Consider the following 22,882-nt stretch of genomic DNA (forward strand, 5'->3'; position numbering starts at 1 on the left):
TCCATGAGTATTACCACCTACGGGTTACAGCAAATAAAGAAAGAAGTGCAGCATTTATCGCAAGAGCAACTTGCCGAGTTGTGCCTGAGGTTGGTACGTTATAAAAAGGAGAATAAAGAACTGCTTGCCTATTTGCTATTTGAAGCGCACAACGAAAGCGATTTTATTGAAAGCGTTAAAGCCGAAGCCGGATTTATGTTTAGCCAGTTGCCCTCGCAAAGTTATTTTACGGCAAAAGGCCTGCGTAAAATATTAAAGATGCTTACCAAGTACACCAAATTTATTGGTTCTAAACCGGCCGAAATAGAGCTGTTATTAAACTTTTGCCACAACTACCTGCAATATGTAGTGCGGCAAACATCGTACAAACCTATACGCTTAATACTCACCCGGCAGGTAGAGAAGATAAAAACCGCTATCGGCAAATTACATGAGGACCTGCAATTCGATTATAGCCAGGACTATAACAAACTTTTAGAGGATGCAGCCGGTAAATTACCCTGGTTTAATAAAAAAAGTTACTTGTTGTAACATTAATGGTGTTAATTTGTCAAACTAAAAATTAACTAATCAGGTGGCCGACAGAGAAGACGCTTTCAGGAAAATATACGAAGCCAATTCAAAGAAAATTTACCATTTGTGCTATGGTTATACCGGCGATGATGATGCTGCCAACGATCTGCTGCAGGAAACCTTTTTAAAGGTTTGGCAAAACCTGCACAAGTTTCGTAACCAGGCGCTCATATCTACCTGGATATACCGTATAGCGGTAAACACCTGTTTAACCTATTTAAGATCGGAAAAACGACAAGCTAAAGACGAACTAACGCCCGCAATTGCCGAAAACAAACCGGAGGTATTTTCGGAAAAGAACGAGCAGGTTGCTTTGCTTTATAAGTGTATCTCGAAACTGGAAGAATCGGAAAGAATAATTATAACGTTAGTATTGGATGAAGTGCCATACCCCGAAATAGCGGAAGTTTCGGGCATATCAGAGGGGAATTTGAGGGTGAAGATCTATCGCATTAAACAAAAATTGACAGAGTTATACAATCAGCATGAAAGACTTTGATCATTTAATGTCGGTTTGGCAAGCGCAGCCAAAAAAGGGGCACTTATCGGTTGATGAAGTGCTTAAGCAAGTTAAGAATGGCGTGCGTAGCTTTACTACGCGCATCTATTGGGCTATTATTGCGATGATAGTAACTATTGCTATAGCCTTTTTAATGATGTTTTTCCTGCCCTTTAAATCACCGGCAACTACTATTGGGATGCTGATTATAGTGATTACGATGATAATGTACCTTAGCATGATATTAAGGCACTATCATATCCTGAAGCAACACGACCTCACCCAAAATCCTATCGATTACTTAGACAGCCTGAAAGAGTACCAGCGTAATCGTACGAAAGTAGTAGGCTGGTTTTATTACACTTACATACTGTTGCTAAGCGCCGGGCTTGGCCTTTATTTTGTTGAAGTATTGGAGCATGCACCGCTATATTTTAAGCTTACTGTGTATGGCTCAACATTCCTATGGTTTATGTTCACTACTCTTTATATTAAGCCAAGAATGTTTAAAAACGAAGAAGAAAAACTTAACCTGATGATTGACAGGTTAGAGCGACTGCAGGAGCAATTTGATTAAACCATGGCTGTATCAACCGATATCAGGCAGGTAACTTTAGCGGATGCCGATACCCTGCTGACATTAAGCCGCAAAACATTTTTTGATGCTTTTTTGCCTACTAACAGCCCCGAAGCTATGGAAGCATATGCTTCTAAAGCGTTTACACCAGCAAAGTTTGAGCAGGAACTCAACAATCCCGATTCGCAATTCTTTTTTGCTTTGGTTGATGGGACGATAGTCGGCTACATCAAACTTAATTACCGCACAGCCCAAACCGAATTACAAAACCCCGAAGCGTTAGAAGTTGAGCGCATTTATGTGCTAAATGATTTTCAGGGCCGGCAAATTGGTAAGCAATTGATAGATTTCGCCATCCAAACAGCTAAAGCGAAAAGCTTAAAGTCCGTTTGGCTCGGCGTATGGGAACACAATAACAAAGCCATCAAATTCTACAAAAGCAAAGGTTTCGAACAATTCGGCAGCCACCCATTTATGTTGGGGAATGATAAGCAAACGGATATTTTGATGAGATTGGTCTTGAACCGGGATTAAGCGGATTTTTACGATTAATCGGATTTGCCAACCATGTCATTGCGAGGTACGAAGCAATCCTCGATAGAATAATTGTCGACATGCCTATCGAAGATTGCCACGCTATCGCTCGCAATGACATGTTTTTAAGTCTCCCCTCGGGGGAGATTTAGAGGGGGATTCTCCTATCCCTTCAAAAACGGATTAAAAGTTCTCGCGCCGATCTCCATTCCTGCCGCCCTGCAAACCGTTTTATCGCCAAAGCGAAAATTTATATTATCCATCGCCTGGTAAAGTTTGATGCGTTCCTCGTTATCTTCAAACAGGTTGATCTGGTAGCTGCCGGTACATAGGTTGCTTAAACGTACCCCGATCAGTCGGATGGGCCGGTGCTGGTTCCAGGCTTTATTAAGCAGGTTTTTGATGCCGGGGATGAGGATATGCTCGGCCGCGGTAAGGGCGATCTTGGTTTGTTGTGTGTGGGTTTCAAAGTTGGCATACCGGATCTTGATAGCGAGGCAGGACGAAACCTTGTTCTCGCGACGAAGCTTGCCCGAGAGTTCTTCGGTCATGCTTACCAATACATTTTCTAATGTGCGTTTATCGTTTACATCGCTATGGAATGTTGTCTCTGTGGAGATAGACTTACGGTCGCTGTGCGGGATGATCTCGCTGTCGTCTATTCCGTTAGCTTTGTTGTAGATGTACAATCCCATTTTGCCAAAAACCGCTTCCAGGAACTTTAAGTTTACCCGTTGCAGGTCGCCGATTTTTTCGAGGCCGTATTGATAAAGTTTTTGGCAGGTGCTTTCGCCAAGGCCGGGGATCTTGCTGATATTAAGCGGCGCCAAAAAAGCCTTTTCCTCACCATGTTTTATCCATAGTTGCCCGTTGGGCTTTGCCTGGTTGGTAGCCATTTTAGCAATGGTTTTGCCGGATGCCATTCCAAAAGATATAGGCAGCCCTGTTTCGCGGATAACCTTTTGCCGCAGGTCGCAGGCCAGCTTGAACGGATCATGGAAACGTTCCATGCCGCTCAGGTCAATGTAAAATTCATCTACCGACGATTTTTGGTACAGCGGCACCATGTTATGTATGATCTCGGTAACCTCCCGCGAAGCTTCAGAATATCGCCCGTGCGTACCGTGGATCACGATGGCCTGAGGGCAAAGCTTTAGCGCCTGCCGTGTAGGCATTGCCGAATGTACCCCAAATTTACGGGCCTCGTAACTGCACGAAGCCACCACACCCCTATCTGCCGAGCCACCTATAATTACGGGCTTGCCAATGAGGGCCGGATTAAATTTTCGCTCTACCGATACGAAGAAAGAATCGAGGTCGATATGTACAATATGCCGCTTAGCATCCATGCACAAATATGAAAATATAATTTGAATTGCTAAAATAATTAGCAAGATTTGTGTCGTTAATTCACTGTTGTATGACCAGTTATGCCGACTATCTTTTCCTCCTTACGCCTCCCGATCCTATTAATGAGCTTATTGGCAAATACAAAAAAGCATCGGTAAAACATATCGGTAATTTCAATGGTATGGATTCGCCCGCGCATGTTTCTGTAATGCATATGGAACGGCAAAAGCCATACTTTGCAGACCATACCATCCTACAAATTGAAAGGGCCATTAATATAACGCCGCCTGTATTATTGCATATTGATGGGTTTAAATATTTCACTCACCTGCATAGTCAGTATACAATTTACGCGCATATCCGCATCACTCCCGCGGTTGACGCCTGGTTCTCATTACTTAAAAAAAACCTTAGCATGCGCAAGACGCTGGTGCCACATGTAACCGTTGTAAGAAACATTAAAGAGGCTGATTTTAATACCCTTTGGCCTCATTTTAAACACAAGAAATTAGTTGAGCCATTTTGGATAAATGAGCTCAAAATTGTTAAGCGAGAAACTTTTGGCAGTTCACCAAAGTGGGAAGCCTTTAAAACAATGAAATTTAATGGGATAAAGTCGAGGAAAAATGAGGTTACTGATGAATGCAGGGAACAGCTTAATTTATTTTAAACGCTATGAATGAGAAACATTTTTTAAACCTGATATCTCTGCCGGACCAGGCCGACAAAAACATCAAACGTTTTAAACGGGCATGTGCCAAACATATAGGTGATTTCCCGAGCATGAACTCGAGGGCGCATATTTCATTTGACCGGCTGGTGTTTGATACAGATGTATCCTATAAAGCTGTTGACCATAAAATGTTTTATGATGTGGTAGAAAGCATTTTGAGTAATGTACCGTCCATTAATTTAAAGATCAATGGATTTAACTTTTTTAACCACGGGGCTTATCACCGCACGATATACGCGGCTATAGAACCTGACGCCGTTACCATGCGTTGGTTTGATTTTGTAAAGAAAACCTTCCTGCGTAAAGACCGTATGGTGCCACATATCACCATCGCGAGAAATATTTCTATCGAAGCCTTTAACAAGCTATGGCCACACTTTCAAAACCTAAAATTTACAGATAATTTTGATGTGGAAGAAATAACTATTTTATGTAAAGATAGTAACAGCCAGGGCCCATACCAGATATATAAAGTGATGCCGTTACGTAAACGCAACCTGGTTCAAGCTTCTTAATGATATTTAACTAATTAAGTATCAATTGATACCACGCCTTATTTCATTTTTTAATAATTTGTTAACCTAAAATGCATCCTTTTTCTATCTTTGCGGCGGGATAAGTCTTTTACGGCCAGCTCCTCTTGAACTCCCCCAGGGTGGGAACGCAGCAAGGGTAGAGAGTTGAGCGGCGCGATAAAAGTAGCTTATCCCATTTTTTTGCCTCAATTTTTCTCCTTGAGGCTTACTTCGAAATTTTACATTCAACATTCATTATTCAATATTTTCTTACCGCATAACTGCCTATCTTCGCATATGCTGGATATACTTATTATTGGCGGTGGCCCAATTGGTTTAGCTTGCGGGCTTGCAGCCCAATACGCCGGGCTGAGCTTTGTTATTGTTGAAAAAGGTTGCCTGGTAAATTCGCTTTACAACTACCCGTCTACCATGACTTTCTTTTCCACTTCAGAGAAGTTAGAGATTGGTGGCGTACCGTTTGTAACCGTACATAATAAGCCAACCCGTAACGATGCTTTAGAATATTATCGCCGAGTAGCCTTATCAAATAAATTGCCGCTTAACTTATTTGAAGAGGTAACAAACGTAAAGCCTATCGAAGGCGGGTACGAAATACTTACAAGTAAAACCACTTACCGGGCAAAAAAGGTTATACTTAGCACCGGCTTTTATGATATCGCCGTAAATCTGGATATTCCGGGCGAAGACCTGCCAAAAGTAAAACACTATTACCAGGACCCACATTATTACACCTCGCAAAAGGTAGTGGTTGTGGGCAGCAGCAACTCAGCAATCGATGTAGCTTTAGAAACTTACCGTAAAGGCGCTGAGGTTACCCTTGTGGTTCGCGGGGCAGAAATTAGTAATCGTGTGAAGTATTGGGTTAGGCCCGATATTATTAACCGGATAAAAGAAGGCAGTATCAAAGCTCATTTTAACTCAAACCTGGCGGCCATTCGCCAAACAGAGGTTGATATTGATACGCCTGACGGTAAAGTGACCATCCCCAACGACTTTGTAATGGCCATGACCGGTTACAAACCCAACTTCGATTTCCTGAAAAAGATTGGCATTCAATTAACCGAAGATAAATTTATACCTACGTACAACCCAGATACAATGGAAACCAACCAGCCGGGGCTTTACCTCGCCGGAGTGGTTGTAGGTGGGCTGGATACACACCTTTGGTTCATTGAAAACTCGCGCATCCATGCGGATATGATTATGGCGGATATTGTAGCTAAGCGCTAAAATCAAAGGTCTCAATAAACTTCCACGGCCCGCCTTGATACTCCCAAAGGCTAAGGCCTGTCGCCTGTATTTCGAAGGGCTTAAAATCAGCCGAAAGTTTATCTAATAAATCCCTTGCTACATTAGGGCTAACTTTGTTTTGAATGGTGATGTGCGGCCATAGTTTATTTTTATCTTGCGGGATCAGCCATTGTGCCCATTGGGCTTGCAACTGTTTATGTAAACGCTGTAAATCATCACTAACAATTTTATAAGCAACTCCATTGCCAATGCTCGATAAGCCAGATACAGTCAAAGTTATATTTCGATATTCATTTACAATAGCTACTATATCTTCAATAAGTGTAGGCTCATTAGCCGGTAACTGGTGAAACAGCATCAGGTGAGCATCTAAAAAGTTCCTTTCTGCCGGGAAATGCTGTTTCCTTAGGGTATTAAAAAATAACTGGGCGTCAGGCGCTAAGGCAAGTGTTAGTAACAGCGGGTTGGTCATAACTATTAATAAATCTTAACCTCAGTATCATATTAAAAGTTTTTTCTTGCATAAGTAAATTATTATGCAATAATTTGCACAAATTTTAAAAAGTATAATACTTTACACACAATGATCAAACAAAACATAAACAGGATGGAAACCAAAGCGTTTTTTGCTACGGTTGCCACTGCTTTATTTACTTTTGTTTTATTTTTCTCTCCCACCCGACGACGATTATTCATCCCAAGGGTTTTAATTAGGCTTTAGTCTACCCCACCCGAGTTAAAGAAGTGGTTTTAACCTTCTTTAAACAATGTCTCTCTAATTATTATGGCTTAAAAAGGCCAATAATTTAACGGTAATTTTTTCTATTATAATGACCATACAAGATTTTGACATAACCGTAGCTACTGCACAACATGTAGATTTTGCGGCTATGATATGTGATGAAATGGCAGAATCGGCCAAAGCGCGTGGTACGGGTATAGCACAGCGTTCGCCGGAGTATGTTGCCAATAAAATGCTGGAAGGCAAAGCTGTGATAGCATTGCATAAAGACGGTTCATGGGCGGGCTTTTGCTATATTGAAACATGGAGCCACGGCGACTTTGTTGCGAACTCGGGCCTTATTGTAAACCCTATTTACCGTAAAGCGGGTTTGGCTAAAGCCATCAAACATAAAATATTTGAACTATCACGGACAAAATATCCTAACGCCAAGCTTTTTGGTTTAACAACCGGGCTGGCGGTAATGAAGATAAACTCGGAAATTGGCTACGAACCGGTTACCTACTCGGAACTTACACAAGACGAGGAGTTTTGGAAAGGCTGCCGCAGCTGTGTTAATTACGATATTTTAATGAGTAAAGACAGGAAGAACTGCATGTGTACCGCCATGCTTTTTGATCCCGAAGTTGTTCAGAAACAATACGAGGAAAAGATGAAAAAGATAACGCATAAAGCGACGTTGTTGGAACGCATTGAAGCTGCGATAAAGAAAAGAATGGAAAAAATTATAGCGTTAGGTTAAAGGTAAAAGGCAAAAGGTAATGAGAGATTACAAAAAACTTGATATTTGGAAAAAAGCCCATTCGTTTACAAAGCTGGTGTATCAGGAAATATTACCTATTATGCCACCCGAAGAAAAATTTGCCTTAACGAATCAATTGCGCAGATCTGTATATTCTGTCCCAATGAATATTGTTGAAGGATGTGGAAAGAATACAGATAAGGATTTTACGCATTATCTTGATAATGCTTTAGGTTCGGCTCTTGAAGTTGAATACACCTGTTTATTAATTTTTGATCTGGGATACATTTCTCAAGACAAATATGATTTAGTTAATCAACCAATTAACGAGATAAAAGCAATGCTTATCTCATTCATTAAATTTTTAAGAGATGGAAAATAACCTTTCACCTTTTACCTTTTACCTTTTACCATGAAAAAGAAAGTAGTACTGGCTTACAGCGGCGGATTAGATACCTCATTTTGCTGCATTTATTTAACACGCGATTTAGGTTACGAGGTTCACTCGGTTATTGTAAATACCGGTGGTTTTAGCGACGAAGAACTTAAGGGTGTTGAAGAACGCGCTTATCAAATGGGTGTAACATCACACCACGTGGTTGACGAAACCGAGAATTTTTATAACACTTGCGTGCGTTTTTTAATTTATGGTAACGTATTAAAAAACAATACCTATCCACTTTCGGTAAGTGCCGAACGGGTTAGCCAGGCTACTGCAATTGCCAACTACGCTAAAGAAATTGGTGCCGAATTTGTTGCCCATGGCAGCACAGGCGCCGGTAACGACCAGGTGCGTTTTGATATGATCTTCAATATCCTGGTACCCGAAGTGCAGATCATCACCCCTATCCGCGACCTTAAATTAAGCCGTGAGGAAGAGATTGAATACTTGAAGAAGCATGGCGTTGAGATGAACTTCGAAAAAGCGAAGTACTCTATCAACAAAGGCATATGGGGCACATCAGTTGGCGGTAAGGAAACGTTAACTTCAAACTTGAGCCTGCCCGAAGAAGCTTGGCCTACCCAAGTTAGCGCATCAGAGCCAAAAACTTTAGAGCTGGTGTTTGAGCAAGGCGAACTGGTTGGCATTGATAATGAGAAATACGACCATCCTACCAAAGCTATACAAGCATTACAAGCTATAGCTCAGCCTTATGGCATTGGCCGTGACATCCATGTAGGCGATACCATTATTGGTATAAAAGGCCGTGTGGGTTTTGAGGCTGCTGCGCCAATGGTTATTATAAAGGCTCACCATACGTTAGAAAAACACGTGCTTACCAAATGGCAGCTTTCGTGGAAAGACCAGCTCTCTGCTTTCTACGGCAACTGGCTGCACGAAGGACAGTTCCACGATCCTATTATGCGCAATATGGAGGCTTTCCTTGCCGATACGCAAAAGAACGTTAGCGGTAAAGTGTTTGTCGAACTGCATCCATACCGTTTCCAGGTAGTTGGTATTGAATCTGACCACGACCTGATGAGCAATAAGTTTGGCAGCTACGGTGAAATGAATAACTCGTGGAGCGGCGAAGATGTTAAGGGCTTCTCCAAGATATTTGGTAACCAGGTAATGATCTACCATAAAGTAAACGGTCAGGCTTAATTATGGCAAACCCCATCTTTTCGAGAAGCGAATGTTTAAGTACCTACAAGTGGGGCGATGATTGCTACGGCTGGAATTATGTTGATACCGACGCGTTATCGATAAAACAGGAATTAATGCCGCCCGATACTGCAGAGTTGTTGCACTATCATGAAAAAGCCTCGCAGTTTTTCTTTGTGTTAAAAGGCAGGGCCACTTTCACCATCGACGGGGAGATAAGCGTTTTAAAACCCGAGCAGGGTATAGAAATTAAACCGGGCCAAAAGCACTTTGTAAGTAACAAAGAAAGCAGCGACCTGGAATTTATACTTTACTCAACACCATCTACAAAAAATGACAGAATTAACCTCTAAAATAAAAGCGGGGATTGTTGGCGGCGCAGGCTATACCGGTGGCGAAATGCTACGCATACTCATCAACCACCCCAATGTGGAGATCGAATTTGTGCACAGCAACAGCAACGCAGGTAACCATGTTTATGATGTACACCATGATCTGTTTGGCGATACCGATCTTACCTTCGCGTCAGAACTGGCATTTAATATCGACGTATTATTCTTGTGCGTTGGCCATGGCGATGCTAAAAAGTTTTTAGAGGCTCATGCAATTCCCGATCATATAAAGATCATCGACCTAAGCCAGGATTTTCGGTTAAACCAAAATGCAACAATTGGCAATAAAAAATTTGTTTATGGCTTACCTGAAATAAATCGCGAAGCGATAAAGTCAGCAGAAAATATCGCTAACCCCGGTTGCTTCGCTACCTGTTTGCAATTGGGCCTTTTACCGCTTGCAGGCAAAGGTTTGCTGAATAACGAGGTGCATATCACGGCTACGACCGGCTCTACAGGTGCCGGGCAAAGCCTTTCGCCTACCTCTCATTTTACCTGGCGCAACGATAACCTATCTGTTTACAAGGTGTTTAATCACCAGCACCTGAATGAGATAGGCCAGTCGTTAAGGCAATTACAGGATGGTTTTGACAAGGATATTAATTTTGTGCCTTACCGGGGCGGCTTTACCCGTGGCATTATCGCCTCTATCTACACCGAAAGTGATCTATCAGAGGCAGAGGCTTTAAGCATTTATAAAGAGTATTATGCCGGGCACCCGTTTACACATGTCACCAGCAAGGACATAGATCTGAAACAAATAGTGAATACCAACAAGTGCTTTGTACAGGTTAAGAAGCATGATAATAAGATATTCATAATCAGTATAATGGATAATTTACTTAAAGGCGCGAGTGGCCAGGCTGTGCAAAACATGAACATCATGTTTGGTTTGGACGAGCGCGCTGGATTACGACTTAAGGCGACCGGTTTTTAAGCCGTGCTCGCCACTCAAGCTTTTATCCATTAAGTATTAATCCATATCAATTTTAAAATGAAACTGTTTGACGTTTATCCTATAAATAATATAAATGTTACCCGCGGCATAGGCAGCCTTGTTTATGACGATAAAGGCACCGAATATCTTGACCTTTACGGCGGGCATGCGGTTATTTCTATAGGCCATACCAATCCGCATTATGTAAAACGCTTAGAAGACCAATTACATCAAATAGGCTTCTATTCTAACTCTATTGAGATACCATTACAAACCCAACTGGCAGAAAAACTGGGCCATGTTTCTGGCAAAGAAGATTACCAGTTGTTTCTTTGTAACTCCGGTGCCGAGGCAAACGAGAACGCCTTGAAACTGGCATCGTTCTATAATGGCAAAAAGAAGATCATCGCGTTTAAAAAAGCTTTTCATGGGCGCACCTCGTTAGCGGTTGCCGCTACCGATAACCCTAAAATTGTTGCCCCGGTTAACGAAACCGATAACGTAATATTCCTGCCCTGGAATGATGAGGCCGCTTTAGAAGAGGCATTTAAAAATAACGAAGTATCATCTGTAATTATCGAAGGTATACAAGGTGTTGGCGGCATACAGGTTGCGTCGGTAAACTTCCTGCAAAAAATAAGGTCGCTTTGTGATGAACATAATGCCGTTTTTATAGCAGATTCGGTACAGTGCGGTTATGGCCGTACAGGAAAATTCTTCTCACATGATTTTTCATGCATCGATGCCGATATCTACTCTATGGCTAAAGGCATGGGTAATGGTTTTCCTATTGGTGGTATTATCATATCGCCTAAAATTGCCCCTGCTTACGGTATGTTAGGAACAACCTTTGGCGGAAATCATTTGGCTTGTGCTGCCGGTTTGGCTGTTTTAGAAGTGATTGAACGCGACAACCTGATGCAAAATGCTGCTGAGGTTGGCGGTTACCTGATAGAGGAGCTAAAGAAATTTGATAAGGTTAAAGAAGTGCGTGGGCGTGGCCTGATGATAGGTATAGATTTGCCGGAAGAACTAAGCAACGTTAAAAAAGACCTGCTGTTTAAACACCAGATCTTTACCGGCGAAGCAAAGCCCAATGTGGTTAGGCTGCTGCCTGCTTTAAATTTAACAAAGGCTTATGCAGACAGGTTTCTGGAAGCATTCAGCACAACTTTAAATAACTCTTAAATTACAAATCCAACATTCATCAAGTCCCTCTCCTTTGGAGAGGGATTTAGGGTGAGGCTAAACAGGTTACAATGAAACTATTCTCTTCGGTAAATGATGTTAAAGATGTTAAGGCGCTGGTTGCCGAAGCATTGCAATTAAAACAAAACCCATACGCGCACCAGCATTTGGGTAAAAATAAAACCCTGAGCCTTGTTTTTTTGAACCCGAGCCTGCGGACCCGTATGAGCACTCAAAAGGCCGCGATGAATTTAGGTATGAATGTGATCGTACTCAATATCGACAAAGAAGGATGGGCGCTTGAGCTGCGCGATAACGTGATCATGAATGGCACCACGGTGGAGCACATCCGCGAGGCAGCAGGTGTTATGGGTGAATACTCGGACATTATCGGCGTACGCTCATTCCCGGGATTAAAAGACCGCGAAGAAGATTACAGCGAAACCATTTTCAACAAATTTGTAGAATTTTGTAAGGTTCCTGTAGTTAGTCTCGAGTCGGCTACACGCCATCCTTTGCAAAGCCTTGCCGACTTGGTAACCATTGAAGAGCTTAAAACTACAGCGCGCCCTAAAGTAGTACTAACCTGGGCGCCGCACATAAAGGCCCTGCCGCAGGCTGTGCCTAACTCTTTTGCCGAATGGATGTGCAAGGCTGATGTAGATTTTACTATAGCGCACCCGGCCGGGTACGAGCTTTCACCAGATTTTACAAACGGCGCAACCATCACCCACGATCAGGATGAAGCTATTAAAGATGCTGACTTTATTTACGTAAAAAACTGGTCGGCTTTTGAGCCTTATGGCGCTGTAACAGGCGGTAACGAAGATTGGATGCTAACCAACGCCAAACTGGATGCGGTAGCGCCAAGTGCCAAAGTAATGCATTGCCTGCCCGTACGCCGCGACCTGGAACTATCATCAGAGATACTGGACGGGCCAAGATCTGTAGTGATTCATGAAGCGGGCAATCGTGTTTGGGCCGCTCAGGCTGTTTTAAAACAAATGCTGGAAGCGTTGTAATTTGTGAGTTCTCTTTATACTCATGCTAATCCTTAGCATGATCCTTATAAATAGCATTAATAACTTTGTTAAGTGTAAGGCCCTGTACTATTATCGAAAAGATGACAATAAAATAAGTGCCTGCGAGGATAAAATGCCGGTGATTTGAGGCAGGAAGCGATAATGCAAGAGCAATAGAAATCCCTCCGCGCAAACCGGCCCAGGTAAGTATGTTAATACTGCCGTAATTAACATTCAGGCTTCGCCGCAAAAACGTAAGCGGCAGCATAATACTGCACCAGCGCGCTGCCAGTATAACAATAATACCTATAGCGCCAGATAACCAGTAATGCTGTAAAAAAGGGAAATTGATCATCTGCAGGCCAATCATCACAAATAACATGGTATTCAAGATCTCATCTATCAGCGTCCAGAATTTCTCAAGGGCCTGATGCGAGTGGTCGTTATTATCAACATTTATAGAACGCCCCCCTGCAAATAATCCGGCTGTTACAACAGCAAGGGGGATAGAAAGGTGCAGGTACGTTGCGACAAGCGAGTTAACCATAACCAACGCAAATGATACCAGCACAATAGTTTGAAAATCATTTATTGATTTCATTAACCGGTGTGCTAAAAAACCCGTTACCGCTCCTAACGCTATACCGCCAAATACCTCCTGTGCAAATAGCATTACAGCTTTCGAAAAATCTATTTTATCTACACCAGATTGCGTTATTTCAAGTAAACTGATAAATAATACAAGCCCTATACCATCGTTAAATAAAGATTCTCCTGAAATGATGGTTTCGAGGTTGTTTGGCAGTTTTGATTTGGTGATGATGGCACCAACAGCCACCGGATCGGTTGGCGAAACCAGCGCGCCAAATAACAGGCAATAAATGTATGGCATCTTTATATCCAGCAGCCCTGTGATCCAGTAAAGCAGCGAGCCAAATATAGCGGTGGAAATAATTACCCCTATGGTGCTTAATACAAACACCGGGCGCATCTCCTTTTTCAACCGCTTGGTGTTAAGGTTAAATGCGCTTGCAAATAGCAAAAACCCCAGCATAATATTGAGTACGGTAGTTGAAAAATTGATATTGGTAGCCAAAAGCGTTAGATACTTAGCGCTCCTTGGGTCTACTTTATCAACAACAATAGTTATAATAGAACCCAGGATAGCCAGCGACATAATACCGATTGTACCGGGCAGCTTAAGCCAACGTGCGTTAATATACGAATAAATAGCGCTAACAATTACCAGCAGCGCTATGATCAAAAACAAGTGCATATAGTCGGCTAAAATATTTAATGTATCCCTGTTATAAAGTGCATTACGGTACTAACATCGTAAACCAATTATGTGTTTTAACAATTAATGTTTCCCAAAGCACTTAAACAGAAAAGGGCGCAAAGGTTTACACCTTTACGCCCTTCGTTACCTATTGTGTTACTACATTTTTTCGTAGAATTTAAAAAAGAAATCCGGGTTTTTAGTGCCGTAATCTTTAATATCATTACTTAATGATACCCAATCGTTAACAGTGTATTCTTTAGCGCCGGTTTTAAATTCGTGCACAAAGCGGAACCGAACATGATCTCCCCATTCCAAATTTTTAAAGTCTGGTGCATTGGGTTTAATATTGAATTTGATTTTATAACCATTCACAACTTCTATTAATGCACTTTTCCATTTACCGTTAGGGTATTTTTTGATATTTGTTACTTGTCCATCAGTATAACGTACACGGTTTGCTTCGTATAAAAATGCTGTTTTAGGTAATGGCGCCGCCTCTGCGGCACGATATATTTCTATACCATCGCGTGAAATTACCGCAGGCTCAATTAAAACAGGCGTGCCTTTTCCCCACAAAGCTGCACCTAATACCTTCATTTCTATTTCATTGCCAGGTTTAAGTATTTCTTTTAACTGCTTGCTCTGTCCGTAACCTGTTGATATAATAAATTCGCTATTATTATTTGCTACAACAAAACCCTCTTTAACATATTTGGCAAAGTCAAGGCTTTGATAACTAATTACTTTATACGTTAGCGTTTTTCCTGTTGCCCTTTCTGCATCAGCCATTTTTTGTTTAAATTCGTCAGTTTGTCGGTAAGCCTCATACTCAGCTTTTGATTTATCGTTGGCTATCTTTTGTGCCGGCGTTTGTTTTACTTTTTGACGGTATCTTATTGTCGTATCCTCAATAGGTGCCTTTAGTAACACTTTAAGAGATGGGGCTTTACCCAAACTTTTTGTTTCTAAATTGGAGAAAGCCAGGCAGCTTATTGCTACTACCGGTAGCACAAGCGCGTAAATTATTTTTTTCATATTTGAGGTGGGTTTGTTAAATAACATGGCTATACGGCTTTTAAGTGGCACTTTGCTAAAGCTGTGCATCAGGTAGCTTTGGCCTGATATTGATAATTTAAAAAGCAGTTGAGCATATATGCTTTTATTGGCATTACAAGCTATAATACGATCTACCTCAAACTCATGGTTCTCTTCTATCGAGCGGATATAGCAGTAAGTAAATGGGTTAAACCAAAGCACTATTTGTACCAAGCGCGCAATTATCCTGTCGGCAGAATGCAGAAGCTGTACGTGTAGCATTTCATGCGCTATAATTTGTTTAATTTCATCAGGTTCCAGTCCATCATCATTAACAAAAATCACATTCAGGAACGAACTATTCCCCTGTTTACCATTCCCCCTTAATACTTTAACGTTACCTATCTGCATCAGCCGCCCAGCCCTGCTCCTGCAATAAAACACAAGTAATGTAAAGGCTAAGTGCAATACCGATATAGCCATCATCATCATGTAAACTACTTTAACTGGTGTTACCCAATCATAAGCCTTTTCAACTACCGGTTGCGTTGTTACCTCTGGCATGTCTTTTACCGGCTCATCTATTACCTGTATTTGGTTTAAATACATTACCGGCTGAATAATAGTTGGTGGCCTTACAGTATCGATACTAATATTAATGGCCGGTATTATAAAGCTTAACAGCAAGGTAGCAAGCAGATACCACCGATTTAAAGTGAAGAACGTTAGCCTGCGCAGCAACAGAAAGTAAAACCCGTAAAAGATACCGGTGCATGCCGATACCTGCAGCAGATAAGTTATCGTTTTCATTTGCCTGAATTTTTATTGATCATTTCCTGGATCTTTTTAATATCATCTTCTCCTAATTTTTGCTCTTTTACCATAAAAGATAAAAGGCTATCTACCGAATTATCGAAGTATCCGGTAAACATTTTTTTGAATGATGCCTTTCGATATTCGGCTTTGCTAATGGCAGGGAAATATTCATAGGTTTTGCCGTAGGCTTTATAATCTACATATCCCTTTTTCTCCAGCAGCCTTATTACCGATGATATCGTATTGTAAGGTGGCTTAGGGTTATCAGGCAAAGCTTCAATAATATCTTTTACAAACCCCTTTTTAAGGTTCCATAATACCTGCATTACCCGCTCTTCTGCTTTTGTCAACTCTTCCATAAACCAAATGTATAACTTAAAATTCAGTTATACAACTAAATTATAAGTTATATAACTATTTTGTCAGTTTTATTTTATAAAAAGTTGATTATTAAAGATATAAATTTAAAATGTAACGCAACGGTTGCTATGATTCTAATTGTCGATTGATTTCTTTCTTTCACAACCTTTGTGACAATCTATCTCCTTTGTAGTTAAAATAAATCCTCTTACCCTAAAAAATGCCTATTATTGCCATCGAACATATATATAATATACTATGCAAGCCCTCCACATCATAAAAATTGGCGGTAACGTTATTGATAACTCAGAGAACCTGCATCGTTTCCTGAAAGATTTTACCGCGCTTGAGGGGTATAAAATACTGGTGCATGGCGGCGGCAAGGTTGCCACTACTATTTCAGAGAGTATGGGCATAGAGGCCAAACTGGTAGATGGCCGCAGGATAACTGATATTGATACCCTACGCGTTGTTACCATGGTCTACGGTGGGCTCATTAATAAGAACATTGTATCTCAACTACAGCGCTATGGCAACAATGCCATAGGGCTAACCGGTGCCGATGGCGATTTTATACGCGCCAAAAAACGCCCGGTAAAAACGATAGATTACGGTTTTGCAGGCGACCTGTTCGAAGGCTCTATTAACCCGGATAATATAAGTAAGCTTTTGAATAGTGGCTTCACCCCTGTTTTTTGCGCCTTAACGCACGATGGCGAAGGCCAGCTTTTAAATACAAATGCCGATACTATTGCATCGGCATTGGCGGTAGCACTATCCGGATTGTATGATACCACGCTGATCTATTGCTTCGAGAAAAAAGGTGTATTACAGGATATTAATAATGAGGATTCGCTGATAAGGGAAATAAACCTCGAAAGGTACGAGCAATTAAAGCAAGAGCAGATCATACACAGCGGTATGCTCCCCAAGCTGGATAACGCCTTTACGGCCATTTCATGCGGGGTTAAAGCGGTTATCATCGGTAATTCAGATGATCTTGGCCGGTTAAGAAAAAAAGAAGGTTTTGGCACACGTTTAAGTAATTAAAATGGAAACACAACAACATATAGCCATATTAGGCAGCGGTAACATAGGCCTGGCATTAGCTAAAGGGCTTGTAAAAGCAGGTATTTTTACCCCTCAGCAAATTACTCTTACCCGCCGTAAAGTGGCGGCGCTATCTGCACTGGCAGATGAAGGCTATAACGTTACCGCTAACAATGCCGAAGCGGTAAGCAAGGCTGATATTGTGGTGTTAGCCATTCTTCCGCAACAGTTGAACAAGTTATTAGACGAGATAAAGCCTGCCGCAAATCAAACTAAACACCTCCTGATATCAGTAGTTTCGGGCGTTAGTTGCCAGGATATCCGTAACCAATTGGGGCTTGATGTGCAGGTTATCCGCGCTATGCCTAACACCGCCATTGCCATAGGCCACAGCATGACGTGTATTGCCACCGATAATGCATCGGCGGCTAACGTAAGCCTTGTGCTTTCGTTATTTGACACTGTTGGCGTAAGCATCCAGATAAACGAAGAACTGATGACATCGGCTACGGCGCTTTGTGCCTGTGGCATAGCCTTTTTCCTGCGTTCTATCCGGGCGGCATCACAAGGCGGCACCGAAATTGGTTTCCACGCGCATGACGCGCTTAAAATGGCCGCGCAAACCGCCAAAGGCGCTGCGGACCTGCTTTTACAGCTGGCATCACACCCCGAACAGGAAATTGATAAAGTAACCTCACCCAAAGGCTGTACAATAGCCGGCCTTAATGAGATGGAGCACAATGGTTTTAGTTCGGCCATGATAAAAGGTATAAAAACGTCTGCCGAGAAAGCCGGGGCGCTTTATAAAAGCGAATAATTGTTAACCAAACTTAAAGCAGCATATCATATAATACTCTATGTTACACGGCGTTTGGTTGATTTTTATAAGCGCTTTTGAGTTGTATAGCCCTTTGATTTAGCCTGCGCTTAAGAGAAAGGCGCTGCCCTTTAGGGGGTATTAGGGCAATGCCATCTGCAAGGTGTGCATACGAAAGCGTGAGGTTAGTCCTCGTCGTTGCTGTTGTTTTTTTTCTCTGGTGGGGTTGATACGATCTCGCCAAATTCATTAACGTAAGCCATCATGCCGTCTAAGCCGCCGCCGCTTGAGTTTTCCTGGCGTTCTTGTTTGCGTTGTGCTTTATCTTCCTTCTTTTTTGCCCTGTTTTTTTCGAGCTGTTTTTTCATGAATGTTGCCTGGGATTTAGCCATAAATTATCGGGGTTAGTGAATAAAAAAAGCATCCGCTTTAAAAGCGGATGCTTTGTAAGTGTACAATATAGGCATAATAATTGGTGTTTCCTTTAAATAAAATCTTTTAAGCTTTGTTTAAACAGTTATCGTCCTGTAAATCAAGCGGTAATACTTTGGTACGGTTAGGCTAATTTAAGTGGCAATTCATTTAAAATATAAAACCTGCTGATATTCAACAAATAAAGGGTAGCTTTAAGAAATCCCTTCTTGCAAAATCAAATAATAAAGGCATTGCCAATATTGTAGCTTCATTTACGGGCACATGCCCATTATTATATTATTAACAATTAAATTTTACACAATGAGTAAAGACAGAAAGACGGTTAAGGAAACTAAAAAGCAGCCTGCCGTAAACGTTAACAAAAAGCAATCGGCATATCAATCAGGTAAAGGTTCGGCATCGTCCGATCTGGGTAAAAAATAATTAAATGAGCGAACAAAGCATCGAGACACAAACAAAAATGTATCTATACGAGCTTAATAACCTTTCGAAAGAACATGGTTTCAAAGCTGATGATAGCTGGGAATTTAGCATGGCTTCAAATGCCGACAGGATTAAGATTCAACGTAGCTACTTCCCTACAAATGCAGCTAAAATGGGACCCGAAATACTTTTGCAGGTTTTAAACCTTGTGAAAGCCGGGCTTAAGCAAACCTACACGCGCGATGACAGCCATATTGATAAAAACAGTATAATAGCCGATGAGCTGGATTACCTTGTAGCGTTTAACCCTAAGAGGCCAAGGACGTAGAACATGCGTCATGCCGAATTTATTTCGGCATCTCACTAATATAGTTTAAGGCTGTTGCAATACTTAGCCCAAAAGATCCTGAAACAAGTTCAGGATGAACTGGGCTTTTTTACAACCGCTCCGTAGCTAAATTAGCCAGTTCGCTCCTTTCGCCTTTTTGCAAGGTGATATGCGCGTAAAGCGGGTGGCCTTTTGCTTTATCTATCAGGTACGACAGGCCGTTACTTTCGGCGTCCAAATATGGTGTATCGATCTGGTAAATATCGCCGGTAAATACAAACTTGCTGTTTTCGCCTGCGCGGGATATAATGGTTTTAACTTCGTGCGGGGTTAAGTTTTGGGCCTCGTCTACTATAAAGAAGATCTTGCTTAGCGTGCGCCCCCTTATAAATGCCAGCGGGGTGATAGAGATCTTATCATTAGCTACTAACTCGTCAAGCTTAGCCTGCATTTTTTCGTCCTCAGCAAATTGGTCTTTAATAAACTTAAGGTTATCCCATATGGGGGCCATATAGGGGTCGATCTTCGATTTTACATCACCGGGTAAAAAGCCAATATCTTTATTGCTTAGTGGTACAATAGGGCGCGTTACGAAGATTTGGCGGTAGTGCTTACGCTGTTCCAGCGCGCTTGCTAAGGCCAGCAGGGTTTTACCTGTACCGGCGTTGCCTTGTATGGTTACCAGTTTAATATCGGGATGTAAAAGGGCATGTATGGCGTAAGCCTGTTCGGCATTACGGGGATAAATGTTTAAAACCGGCTGCTCGGTCACCTTTTCTAACATTCCGCTTTGAGAATTATAAAAGCCTGAAGCCTCCCCGTTCTTGCTATTTAAAATATAAAACTGGTTACCGTTATTATGGTCAATAGCCAGGCCATCTATAGGCAGGCTGTCGTTTTTGTTGAGTTTACCTAAAATTTTCTCGGTGATCTTGTTCAGCGTGGTTTTGCCGCTATAAAGCTCTTCCAGATTTTTTACTTTGCCGGTTTCGTAATCTTCGGCGTATAAATTAAGCGACTTGGCTTTGAGGCGAAGACATATATCTTTAGATACCAGTATTACCTTCCTGTCCGGGTTTTCGAACTGTACGCCAAGTGCTGCGTTCAGGATGCGGTGGTCTATCTTATCCGACCCAAAAACAACTTCCGCGTCGGCACTGCTGTTCTTGGCATCCATTATAACTTTAAAACAACCCTTATTTTTGCCGTTCAGCGGAACCCACTGGTTAATAAGTCGGCTTTTAGACATATCGTCCATTAATCTTATAAAGCTGCGGGCCTCAAAGTTGCGGGTATCGTTACCACTCTTCTTATTATCAAGCTCTTCTAATACCTGTATAGGTATGGCCACATCATGTTCCTGGAAGTTCTCAAAGGCATTATGGTCATAAAGAATGACCGAGGTATCCAGCACAAATATCTTTTTCTTTCCGTCTGTTTTTCCTGTAGATTCCTTCATTTAGGCAAAATAGGCATTTTGATTGGTGACTTGCAGCAGATGTTGAAAATGTTGTAATTGTTGGGAAAGGTATGCGCATATCCAAAATTTATCTTTGCTTTGTTGTCTGATAAAGCAATGCCCCGTAAACAGCGATCTATACCGGTAAACGCCATGGCGACTGAGTTCGGCACAGGTATCGCTATCGAAAAATTTTCGATGAGCGACCTTGGGGAATTGGGAGCTGGCGCTTTAGATCATGCGGCTTCGGTACACCGCCACGATTCCCATTCGTTCTTCTTACTTAAGAACGGTACCGTAAATATTATTATCGACTTTGAACAATATGTAATAACGCCCGGGTCGGTAATTTACATTCATCCCGACCAGGTCCACCATGCTGTGGCCTCAGCGGATATGGTTGTGAGCAGTTGGGCCATCACCAACGAAAACCTGAATCCCGAATACCTGAAATTGCTGGAAAGTATAACACCCGCAAAGCCTTTGGTGCTAACAGATGAAACCTTTAATATGATAGATGAAGCTGCTGACATCTGCATTAAACTCACGGGGCAAAAACCCGACAGGTTACATCGTTTATTATTGAAAGATTGCTGCAACGCGCTGGTAGCTTTAGTTATTTCGCAATATTTAAAGGCAGCCAAGCCTGCTGATAAACTTACGCGGTTTGATGTGATCAACAAATCGTTTAGAGAGCTATTGGAACAAAACTACACCAACCTTAAACGCCCGGCCGAGTACGCGGAGATGCTAAATATATCTATACCCTACCTTAACGAATGTGTTAAAAGCACTACCGGATATTCCGTATCATATCACATTCAACAACGTGTTATTTTAGAGGCAAAGCGTTTACTTTATCACTCCAAAAGCTCGGTTAAAGAAATTGCCGCTGCATTGGGTTATGATGATTACCCCTATTTTTCGCGGATGTTCACCAAAATGACGGGAATGTCTGCCCTGGCATTTCGAAACAAAAACCTCGGTTAGTCCAATACTTACACCTTATTACTATTCTTTGCCACACTTACGCGGCCTTTCTTTGCATTATTAATAATTACGAAGAATGGAAGCAATTAAAAATAAAACGGTGCTTATTTCGGGCGCCAGCATAGCAGGGTTTTCGGCAGCCTGGTGGATGAACGATATAGGCTACCACGTAACCGTTGTTGAACTCGCCAATGAGCCACGGGTTGCAGGCGGAGCTGTAAATATAGAAGGCCCCGCATTAGAAGCCACCAAACGCATGGGTATTTTTGAACAGTTAAAAGCCGAACGGCTAAATGTAGAACTGATTGAATTTAAAGATGCGGGTGATGTTACCGTAGGCTCGATGCCAATGCCAACCGACATAACACAACTACCCGACGATGAGATAGAGATTGAGCGGGATAAGTTTATTGGCATTTTACACGAGAAGCTAAAAGATGATGTTGAATTTATTTTTAACGACAGGGTAACCGCGTTAAGTGAATCCCAGGATGGGGTAATAGCCACATTTAAAAACGGTACCGAAAGATCATTTGACCTGGTACTGGGCTGCGATGGTTCACATTCCGGCATACGCAAACTTTGGTTTGGCCCCGAGAAAGATTATGAACATTTCCTGAAGGCATACTTTTCCATCACAATAGTTAACAAATTGCTGGTTAAACAAAAAACAATGCAAATGTATAATGTGCCCGATAAGGCAGTTATGCTTAATGCCTACAAAAATAAAACAGATATTATTTTTTGCTTTTATGCAGATGAACAGATACCCTACGATTATCGTAATATACAGCAGCAACGACAAATAATAACAGATCAATTTACCGGGCAAAGCTGGCGGGCGGCCGAACTTTTGGAAGAGGTGCAAAACTTGCCCGATTTTTATTTTGATAAGTTTTGCCAGATAAAAATGCCGGCCTGGACAAAAGGCAGGGTGGCGCTGGTAGGCGACTCCGGTTATTGTGCGTCGCCCGCGGCAGGTAAGGGCGCATCTTTGTCTGTAGCGGGCGCGGCAGCATTGGCAGATGCGTTAGTGAAGCATAACGGCGATCTTGAACCGGCCTTTGCCGATTATGATAAAGCATTGCGCCCGTTTGTAGAAGAAGTGCAGGCAATAGCCGAATTAAATGTAAAAGAGAATTTCGTCCCCAGAACCGAAGAAGCCATCCGTGAGCGAAATGAAAAGGGCTTTTAGTATTTAA

The 22,882-nt window shown here is 41.9% G+C and carries 27 protein-coding genes and 1 other RNA gene; 21 read left to right on the forward strand and 7 right to left on the reverse strand.

From position 1 onward, the window contains the following. The first annotated feature begins 3 nt into the window (after positions 1-3). Genes ACFQZI_RS08995 through ACFQZI_RS09010 form a run of 4 tightly spaced genes read left to right on the forward strand, consistent with a single transcriptional unit; the run spans position 4 to position 2,183 of the window. Positions 4-531: a hypothetical protein gene (locus ACFQZI_RS08995; protein ID WP_377141379.1), complete on the forward strand. Its 528-nt coding sequence runs from the start codon at positions 4-6 to the stop codon at positions 529-531. A 43-nt stretch (positions 532-574) separates the two neighbouring features. Further along, positions 575-1,072, forward strand: a complete 498-nt coding sequence (locus ACFQZI_RS09000; protein ID WP_129875093.1) for an RNA polymerase sigma factor — start codon at positions 575-577, stop codon at positions 1,070-1,072. Next, positions 1,059-1,649 (forward strand): hypothetical protein, encoded by a 591-nt coding sequence (locus ACFQZI_RS09005; RefSeq protein ID WP_377141382.1) that lies wholly within the window; start codon positions 1,059-1,061, stop codon positions 1,647-1,649. Before ACFQZI_RS09000 ends, ACFQZI_RS09005 begins: the two co-directional genes overlap by 14 nt. Before the next feature lie 3 nt (positions 1,650-1,652). Next, positions 1,653-2,183, forward strand: coding sequence for a GNAT family N-acetyltransferase (locus ACFQZI_RS09010; protein ID WP_377141385.1), 531 nt, complete (start codon positions 1,653-1,655; stop codon positions 2,181-2,183). Between the two features lie 164 nt (positions 2,184-2,347). Here ACFQZI_RS09010 and dinB read toward each other — a convergent pair whose 3' ends face one another. Next, positions 2,348-3,532, reverse strand: coding sequence for a DNA polymerase IV (gene dinB / locus ACFQZI_RS09015; protein ID WP_377141388.1), 1,185 nt, complete (start codon positions 3,530-3,532; stop codon positions 2,348-2,350). A 71-nt stretch (positions 3,533-3,603) separates the two neighbouring features. Here dinB and ACFQZI_RS09020 point away from each other — a divergent pair, with 71 nt between their 5' ends. From ACFQZI_RS09020 to ACFQZI_RS09035, 4 genes are all read left to right on the forward strand, one after another. Then, the gene (locus ACFQZI_RS09020) at positions 3,604-4,203 is read left to right on the forward strand and encodes a 2'-5' RNA ligase family protein (RefSeq protein WP_377141391.1); all 600 of its coding nucleotides are present in this window, start codon (positions 3,604-3,606) and stop codon (positions 4,201-4,203) included. Positions 4,204-4,208: 5 nt separating this feature from the next. Beyond that, complete coding sequence (locus ACFQZI_RS09025; protein WP_377141394.1) at positions 4,209-4,781, forward strand: 2'-5' RNA ligase family protein; 573 nt, start codon at positions 4,209-4,211, stop codon at positions 4,779-4,781. 98 nt (positions 4,782-4,879) lie between these two features. After that, positions 4,880-4,978, forward strand: an RNA gene (gene ffs, locus ACFQZI_RS09030) — signal recognition particle sRNA small type. 100 nt (positions 4,979-5,078) lie between these two features. Next, positions 5,079-6,035 carry a YpdA family putative bacillithiol disulfide reductase gene (locus tag ACFQZI_RS09035; RefSeq protein WP_377141397.1) on the forward strand — a complete coding sequence of 319 codons (957 nt, stop codon included), beginning with the start codon at positions 5,079-5,081 and terminating at the stop codon, positions 6,033-6,035. On the opposite strand, the gene ACFQZI_RS09040 is transcribed toward ACFQZI_RS09035, so the two are convergent. Then, positions 6,025-6,528 carry a 2'-5' RNA ligase family protein gene (locus ACFQZI_RS09040; RefSeq protein ID WP_377141400.1) on the reverse strand — a complete coding sequence of 168 codons (504 nt, stop codon included), beginning with the start codon at positions 6,526-6,528 and terminating at the stop codon, positions 6,025-6,027. The two genes, ACFQZI_RS09035 and ACFQZI_RS09040, sit on opposite strands and share 11 nt — an antisense overlap. A gap of 358 nt (positions 6,529-6,886) precedes the next feature. Between ACFQZI_RS09040 and ACFQZI_RS09045 the strand changes: the two genes are divergently transcribed. The 7 genes from ACFQZI_RS09045 to ACFQZI_RS09075 all read left to right on the forward strand — a co-directional run bounded on the left by ACFQZI_RS09045 (position 6,887) and on the right by ACFQZI_RS09075 (position 12,685). Continuing rightward, a complete protein-coding gene (locus ACFQZI_RS09045) occupies positions 6,887-7,540 on the forward strand; it encodes a GNAT family N-acetyltransferase (RefSeq protein ID WP_377141403.1) in 654 nt (217 codons plus the stop codon). Positions 7,541-7,559: 19 nt separating this feature from the next. Beyond that, positions 7,560-7,922 carry a four helix bundle protein gene (locus tag ACFQZI_RS09050; protein ID WP_377141406.1) on the forward strand — a complete coding sequence of 121 codons (363 nt, stop codon included), beginning with the start codon at positions 7,560-7,562 and terminating at the stop codon, positions 7,920-7,922. A gap of 30 nt (positions 7,923-7,952) precedes the next feature. After that, entirely contained in the window at positions 7,953-9,146 is a 1,194-nt protein-coding gene (argG, locus tag ACFQZI_RS09055; RefSeq protein WP_377141409.1) for an argininosuccinate synthase, read from the forward strand. 2 nt (positions 9,147-9,148) lie between these two features. Next, positions 9,149-9,499 carry a cupin domain-containing protein gene (locus tag ACFQZI_RS09060; protein WP_377141412.1) on the forward strand — a complete coding sequence of 117 codons (351 nt, stop codon included), beginning with the start codon at positions 9,149-9,151 and terminating at the stop codon, positions 9,497-9,499. Next, positions 9,480-10,475: an N-acetyl-gamma-glutamyl-phosphate reductase gene (argC, locus tag ACFQZI_RS09065; protein WP_377141415.1), complete on the forward strand. Its 996-nt coding sequence runs from the start codon at positions 9,480-9,482 to the stop codon at positions 10,473-10,475. The genes ACFQZI_RS09060 and argC overlap by 20 nt, the downstream gene beginning before the upstream one ends. Before the next feature lie 57 nt (positions 10,476-10,532). After that, positions 10,533-11,663, forward strand: coding sequence for an aspartate aminotransferase family protein (locus ACFQZI_RS09070; RefSeq protein ID WP_377141418.1), 1,131 nt, complete (start codon positions 10,533-10,535; stop codon positions 11,661-11,663). A gap of 71 nt (positions 11,664-11,734) precedes the next feature. Beyond that, positions 11,735-12,685, forward strand: a complete 951-nt coding sequence (locus ACFQZI_RS09075) for an acetylornithine carbamoyltransferase (RefSeq protein WP_377141421.1) — start codon at positions 11,735-11,737, stop codon at positions 12,683-12,685. A 25-nt stretch (positions 12,686-12,710) separates the two neighbouring features. Here ACFQZI_RS09075 and ACFQZI_RS09080 read toward each other — a convergent pair whose 3' ends face one another. From ACFQZI_RS09080 to ACFQZI_RS09090, 3 genes are all read right to left on the reverse strand, one after another. Continuing rightward, on the reverse strand, positions 12,711-13,961 hold the full coding sequence (locus ACFQZI_RS09080) for a cation:proton antiporter (protein ID WP_377141423.1): 1,251 nt from the start codon (positions 13,959-13,961) through the stop codon (positions 12,711-12,713). Positions 13,962-14,123: 162 nt separating this feature from the next. Then, positions 14,124-15,812, reverse strand: a complete 1,689-nt coding sequence (locus ACFQZI_RS09085) for a M56 family metallopeptidase (protein WP_377141425.1) — start codon at positions 15,810-15,812, stop codon at positions 14,124-14,126. Further along, the gene (locus ACFQZI_RS09090; RefSeq protein WP_377141427.1) at positions 15,809-16,177 is read right to left on the reverse strand and encodes a BlaI/MecI/CopY family transcriptional regulator; all 369 of its coding nucleotides are present in this window, start codon (positions 16,175-16,177) and stop codon (positions 15,809-15,811) included. Before ACFQZI_RS09090 ends, ACFQZI_RS09085 begins: the two co-directional genes overlap by 4 nt. A 259-nt stretch (positions 16,178-16,436) precedes the next feature. On the opposite strand from ACFQZI_RS09090, the gene argB reads away from it, so the two are divergent. Together argB and proC are read left to right on the forward strand one after the other, a co-directional pair. After that, a complete protein-coding gene (argB, locus tag ACFQZI_RS09095; protein WP_377141429.1) occupies positions 16,437-17,228 on the forward strand; it encodes an acetylglutamate kinase in 792 nt (263 codons plus the stop codon). A gap of 1 nt (position 17,229) precedes the next feature. Beyond that, entirely contained in the window at positions 17,230-18,045 is an 816-nt protein-coding gene (gene proC, locus ACFQZI_RS09100; RefSeq protein WP_377141431.1) for a pyrroline-5-carboxylate reductase, read from the forward strand. 185 nt (positions 18,046-18,230) lie between these two features. Here the strand turns inward: proC and ACFQZI_RS09105 are convergent, their stop codons facing one another. Continuing rightward, the gene (locus ACFQZI_RS09105) at positions 18,231-18,413 is read right to left on the reverse strand and encodes a hypothetical protein (protein ID WP_377141433.1); all 183 of its coding nucleotides are present in this window, start codon (positions 18,411-18,413) and stop codon (positions 18,231-18,233) included. 367 nt (positions 18,414-18,780) lie between these two features. Between ACFQZI_RS09105 and ACFQZI_RS09110 the strand changes: the two genes are divergently transcribed. Beyond that, positions 18,781-18,903, forward strand: coding sequence for a hypothetical protein (locus ACFQZI_RS09110; RefSeq protein ID WP_377141436.1), 123 nt, complete (start codon positions 18,781-18,783; stop codon positions 18,901-18,903). Between the two features lie 4 nt (positions 18,904-18,907). Then, positions 18,908-19,231: a hypothetical protein gene (locus ACFQZI_RS09115; protein WP_377141438.1), complete on the forward strand. Its 324-nt coding sequence runs from the start codon at positions 18,908-18,910 to the stop codon at positions 19,229-19,231. Positions 19,232-19,340: 109 nt separating this feature from the next. Here the strand turns inward: ACFQZI_RS09115 and ACFQZI_RS09120 are convergent, their stop codons facing one another. Continuing rightward, positions 19,341-20,690 (reverse strand): PhoH family protein, encoded by a 1,350-nt coding sequence (locus ACFQZI_RS09120; protein WP_377141441.1) that lies wholly within the window; start codon positions 20,688-20,690, stop codon positions 19,341-19,343. A 117-nt stretch (positions 20,691-20,807) separates the two neighbouring features. On the opposite strand from ACFQZI_RS09120, the gene ACFQZI_RS09125 reads away from it, so the two are divergent. Together ACFQZI_RS09125 and ACFQZI_RS09130 are read left to right on the forward strand one after the other, a co-directional pair. Further along, positions 20,808-21,680 (forward strand): AraC family transcriptional regulator, encoded by an 873-nt coding sequence (locus tag ACFQZI_RS09125; RefSeq protein WP_377141444.1) that lies wholly within the window; start codon positions 20,808-20,810, stop codon positions 21,678-21,680. 76 nt (positions 21,681-21,756) lie between these two features. Then, complete coding sequence (locus ACFQZI_RS09130; RefSeq protein ID WP_377141447.1) at positions 21,757-22,875, forward strand: FAD-dependent monooxygenase; 1,119 nt, start codon at positions 21,757-21,759, stop codon at positions 22,873-22,875. Positions 22,876-22,882: the final 7 nt, after the last annotated feature.

Source organism: Mucilaginibacter lutimaris, from assembly GCF_042676625.1.
In the GTDB taxonomy this organism is placed as follows: Bacteria; Bacteroidota; Bacteroidia; order Sphingobacteriales; family Sphingobacteriaceae; genus Mucilaginibacter; species Mucilaginibacter lutimaris.

What these genes read in the sequence shown, in the direction of transcription:
- ACFQZI_RS09020 (WP_377141391.1), top strand. Translation starts at nt 3,604, where the DNA reads ATGACCAGTTATGCCGACTATCTTTTCCTCCTTACGCCTCCCGATCCT.
- ACFQZI_RS09070 (WP_377141418.1), top strand. Translation starts at nt 10,533, where the DNA reads ATGAAACTGTTTGACGTTTATCCTATAAATAATATAAATGTTACCCGC.
- ACFQZI_RS09045 (WP_377141403.1), top strand. Translation starts at nt 6,887, where the DNA reads ATGACCATACAAGATTTTGACATAACCGTAGCTACTGCACAACATGTA.
- ACFQZI_RS09060 (WP_377141412.1), top strand. Translation starts at nt 9,149, where the DNA reads ATGGCAAACCCCATCTTTTCGAGAAGCGAATGTTTAAGTACCTACAAG.
- ACFQZI_RS09035 (WP_377141397.1), top strand. Translation starts at nt 5,079, where the DNA reads ATGCTGGATATACTTATTATTGGCGGTGGCCCAATTGGTTTAGCTTGC.
- ACFQZI_RS09110 (WP_377141436.1), top strand. Translation starts at nt 18,781, where the DNA reads ATGAGTAAAGACAGAAAGACGGTTAAGGAAACTAAAAAGCAGCCTGCC.
- ACFQZI_RS09025 (WP_377141394.1), top strand. Translation starts at nt 4,209, where the DNA reads ATGAATGAGAAACATTTTTTAAACCTGATATCTCTGCCGGACCAGGCC.
- ACFQZI_RS09075 (WP_377141421.1), top strand. Translation starts at nt 11,735, where the DNA reads ATGAAACTATTCTCTTCGGTAAATGATGTTAAAGATGTTAAGGCGCTG.
- dinB (WP_377141388.1), bottom strand. Translation starts at nt 3,532, where the DNA reads ATGGATGCTAAGCGGCATATTGTACATATCGACCTCGATTCTTTCTTC.
- argC (WP_377141415.1), top strand. Translation starts at nt 9,480, where the DNA reads ATGACAGAATTAACCTCTAAAATAAAAGCGGGGATTGTTGGCGGCGCA.
- ACFQZI_RS09090 (WP_377141427.1), bottom strand. Translation starts at nt 16,177, where the DNA reads ATGGAAGAGTTGACAAAAGCAGAAGAGCGGGTAATGCAGGTATTATGG.
- ACFQZI_RS09105 (WP_377141433.1), bottom strand. Translation starts at nt 18,413, where the DNA reads ATGAAAAAACAGCTCGAAAAAAACAGGGCAAAAAAGAAGGAAGATAAA.
- ACFQZI_RS08995 (WP_377141379.1), top strand. Translation starts at nt 4, where the DNA reads ATGAGTATTACCACCTACGGGTTACAGCAAATAAAGAAAGAAGTGCAG.
- ACFQZI_RS09115 (WP_377141438.1), top strand. Translation starts at nt 18,908, where the DNA reads ATGAGCGAACAAAGCATCGAGACACAAACAAAAATGTATCTATACGAG.
- ACFQZI_RS09005 (WP_377141382.1), top strand. Translation starts at nt 1,059, where the DNA reads ATGAAAGACTTTGATCATTTAATGTCGGTTTGGCAAGCGCAGCCAAAA.
- ACFQZI_RS09085 (WP_377141425.1), bottom strand. Translation starts at nt 15,812, where the DNA reads ATGAAAACGATAACTTATCTGCTGCAGGTATCGGCATGCACCGGTATC.
- ACFQZI_RS09050 (WP_377141406.1), top strand. Translation starts at nt 7,560, where the DNA reads ATGAGAGATTACAAAAAACTTGATATTTGGAAAAAAGCCCATTCGTTT.
- ACFQZI_RS09080 (WP_377141423.1), bottom strand. Translation starts at nt 13,961, where the DNA reads ATGCACTTGTTTTTGATCATAGCGCTGCTGGTAATTGTTAGCGCTATT.
- ACFQZI_RS09040 (WP_377141400.1), bottom strand. Translation starts at nt 6,528, where the DNA reads ATGACCAACCCGCTGTTACTAACACTTGCCTTAGCGCCTGACGCCCAG.
- proC (WP_377141431.1), top strand. Translation starts at nt 17,230, where the DNA reads ATGGAAACACAACAACATATAGCCATATTAGGCAGCGGTAACATAGGC.
- argG (WP_377141409.1), top strand. Translation starts at nt 7,953, where the DNA reads ATGAAAAAGAAAGTAGTACTGGCTTACAGCGGCGGATTAGATACCTCA.
- ACFQZI_RS09125 (WP_377141444.1), top strand. Translation starts at nt 20,808, where the DNA reads ATGCCCCGTAAACAGCGATCTATACCGGTAAACGCCATGGCGACTGAG.
- ACFQZI_RS09010 (WP_377141385.1), top strand. Translation starts at nt 1,653, where the DNA reads ATGGCTGTATCAACCGATATCAGGCAGGTAACTTTAGCGGATGCCGAT.
- ACFQZI_RS09130 (WP_377141447.1), top strand. Translation starts at nt 21,757, where the DNA reads ATGGAAGCAATTAAAAATAAAACGGTGCTTATTTCGGGCGCCAGCATA.
- argB (WP_377141429.1), top strand. Translation starts at nt 16,437, where the DNA reads ATGCAAGCCCTCCACATCATAAAAATTGGCGGTAACGTTATTGATAAC.
- ACFQZI_RS09120 (WP_377141441.1), bottom strand. Translation starts at nt 20,690, where the DNA reads ATGAAGGAATCTACAGGAAAAACAGACGGAAAGAAAAAGATATTTGTG.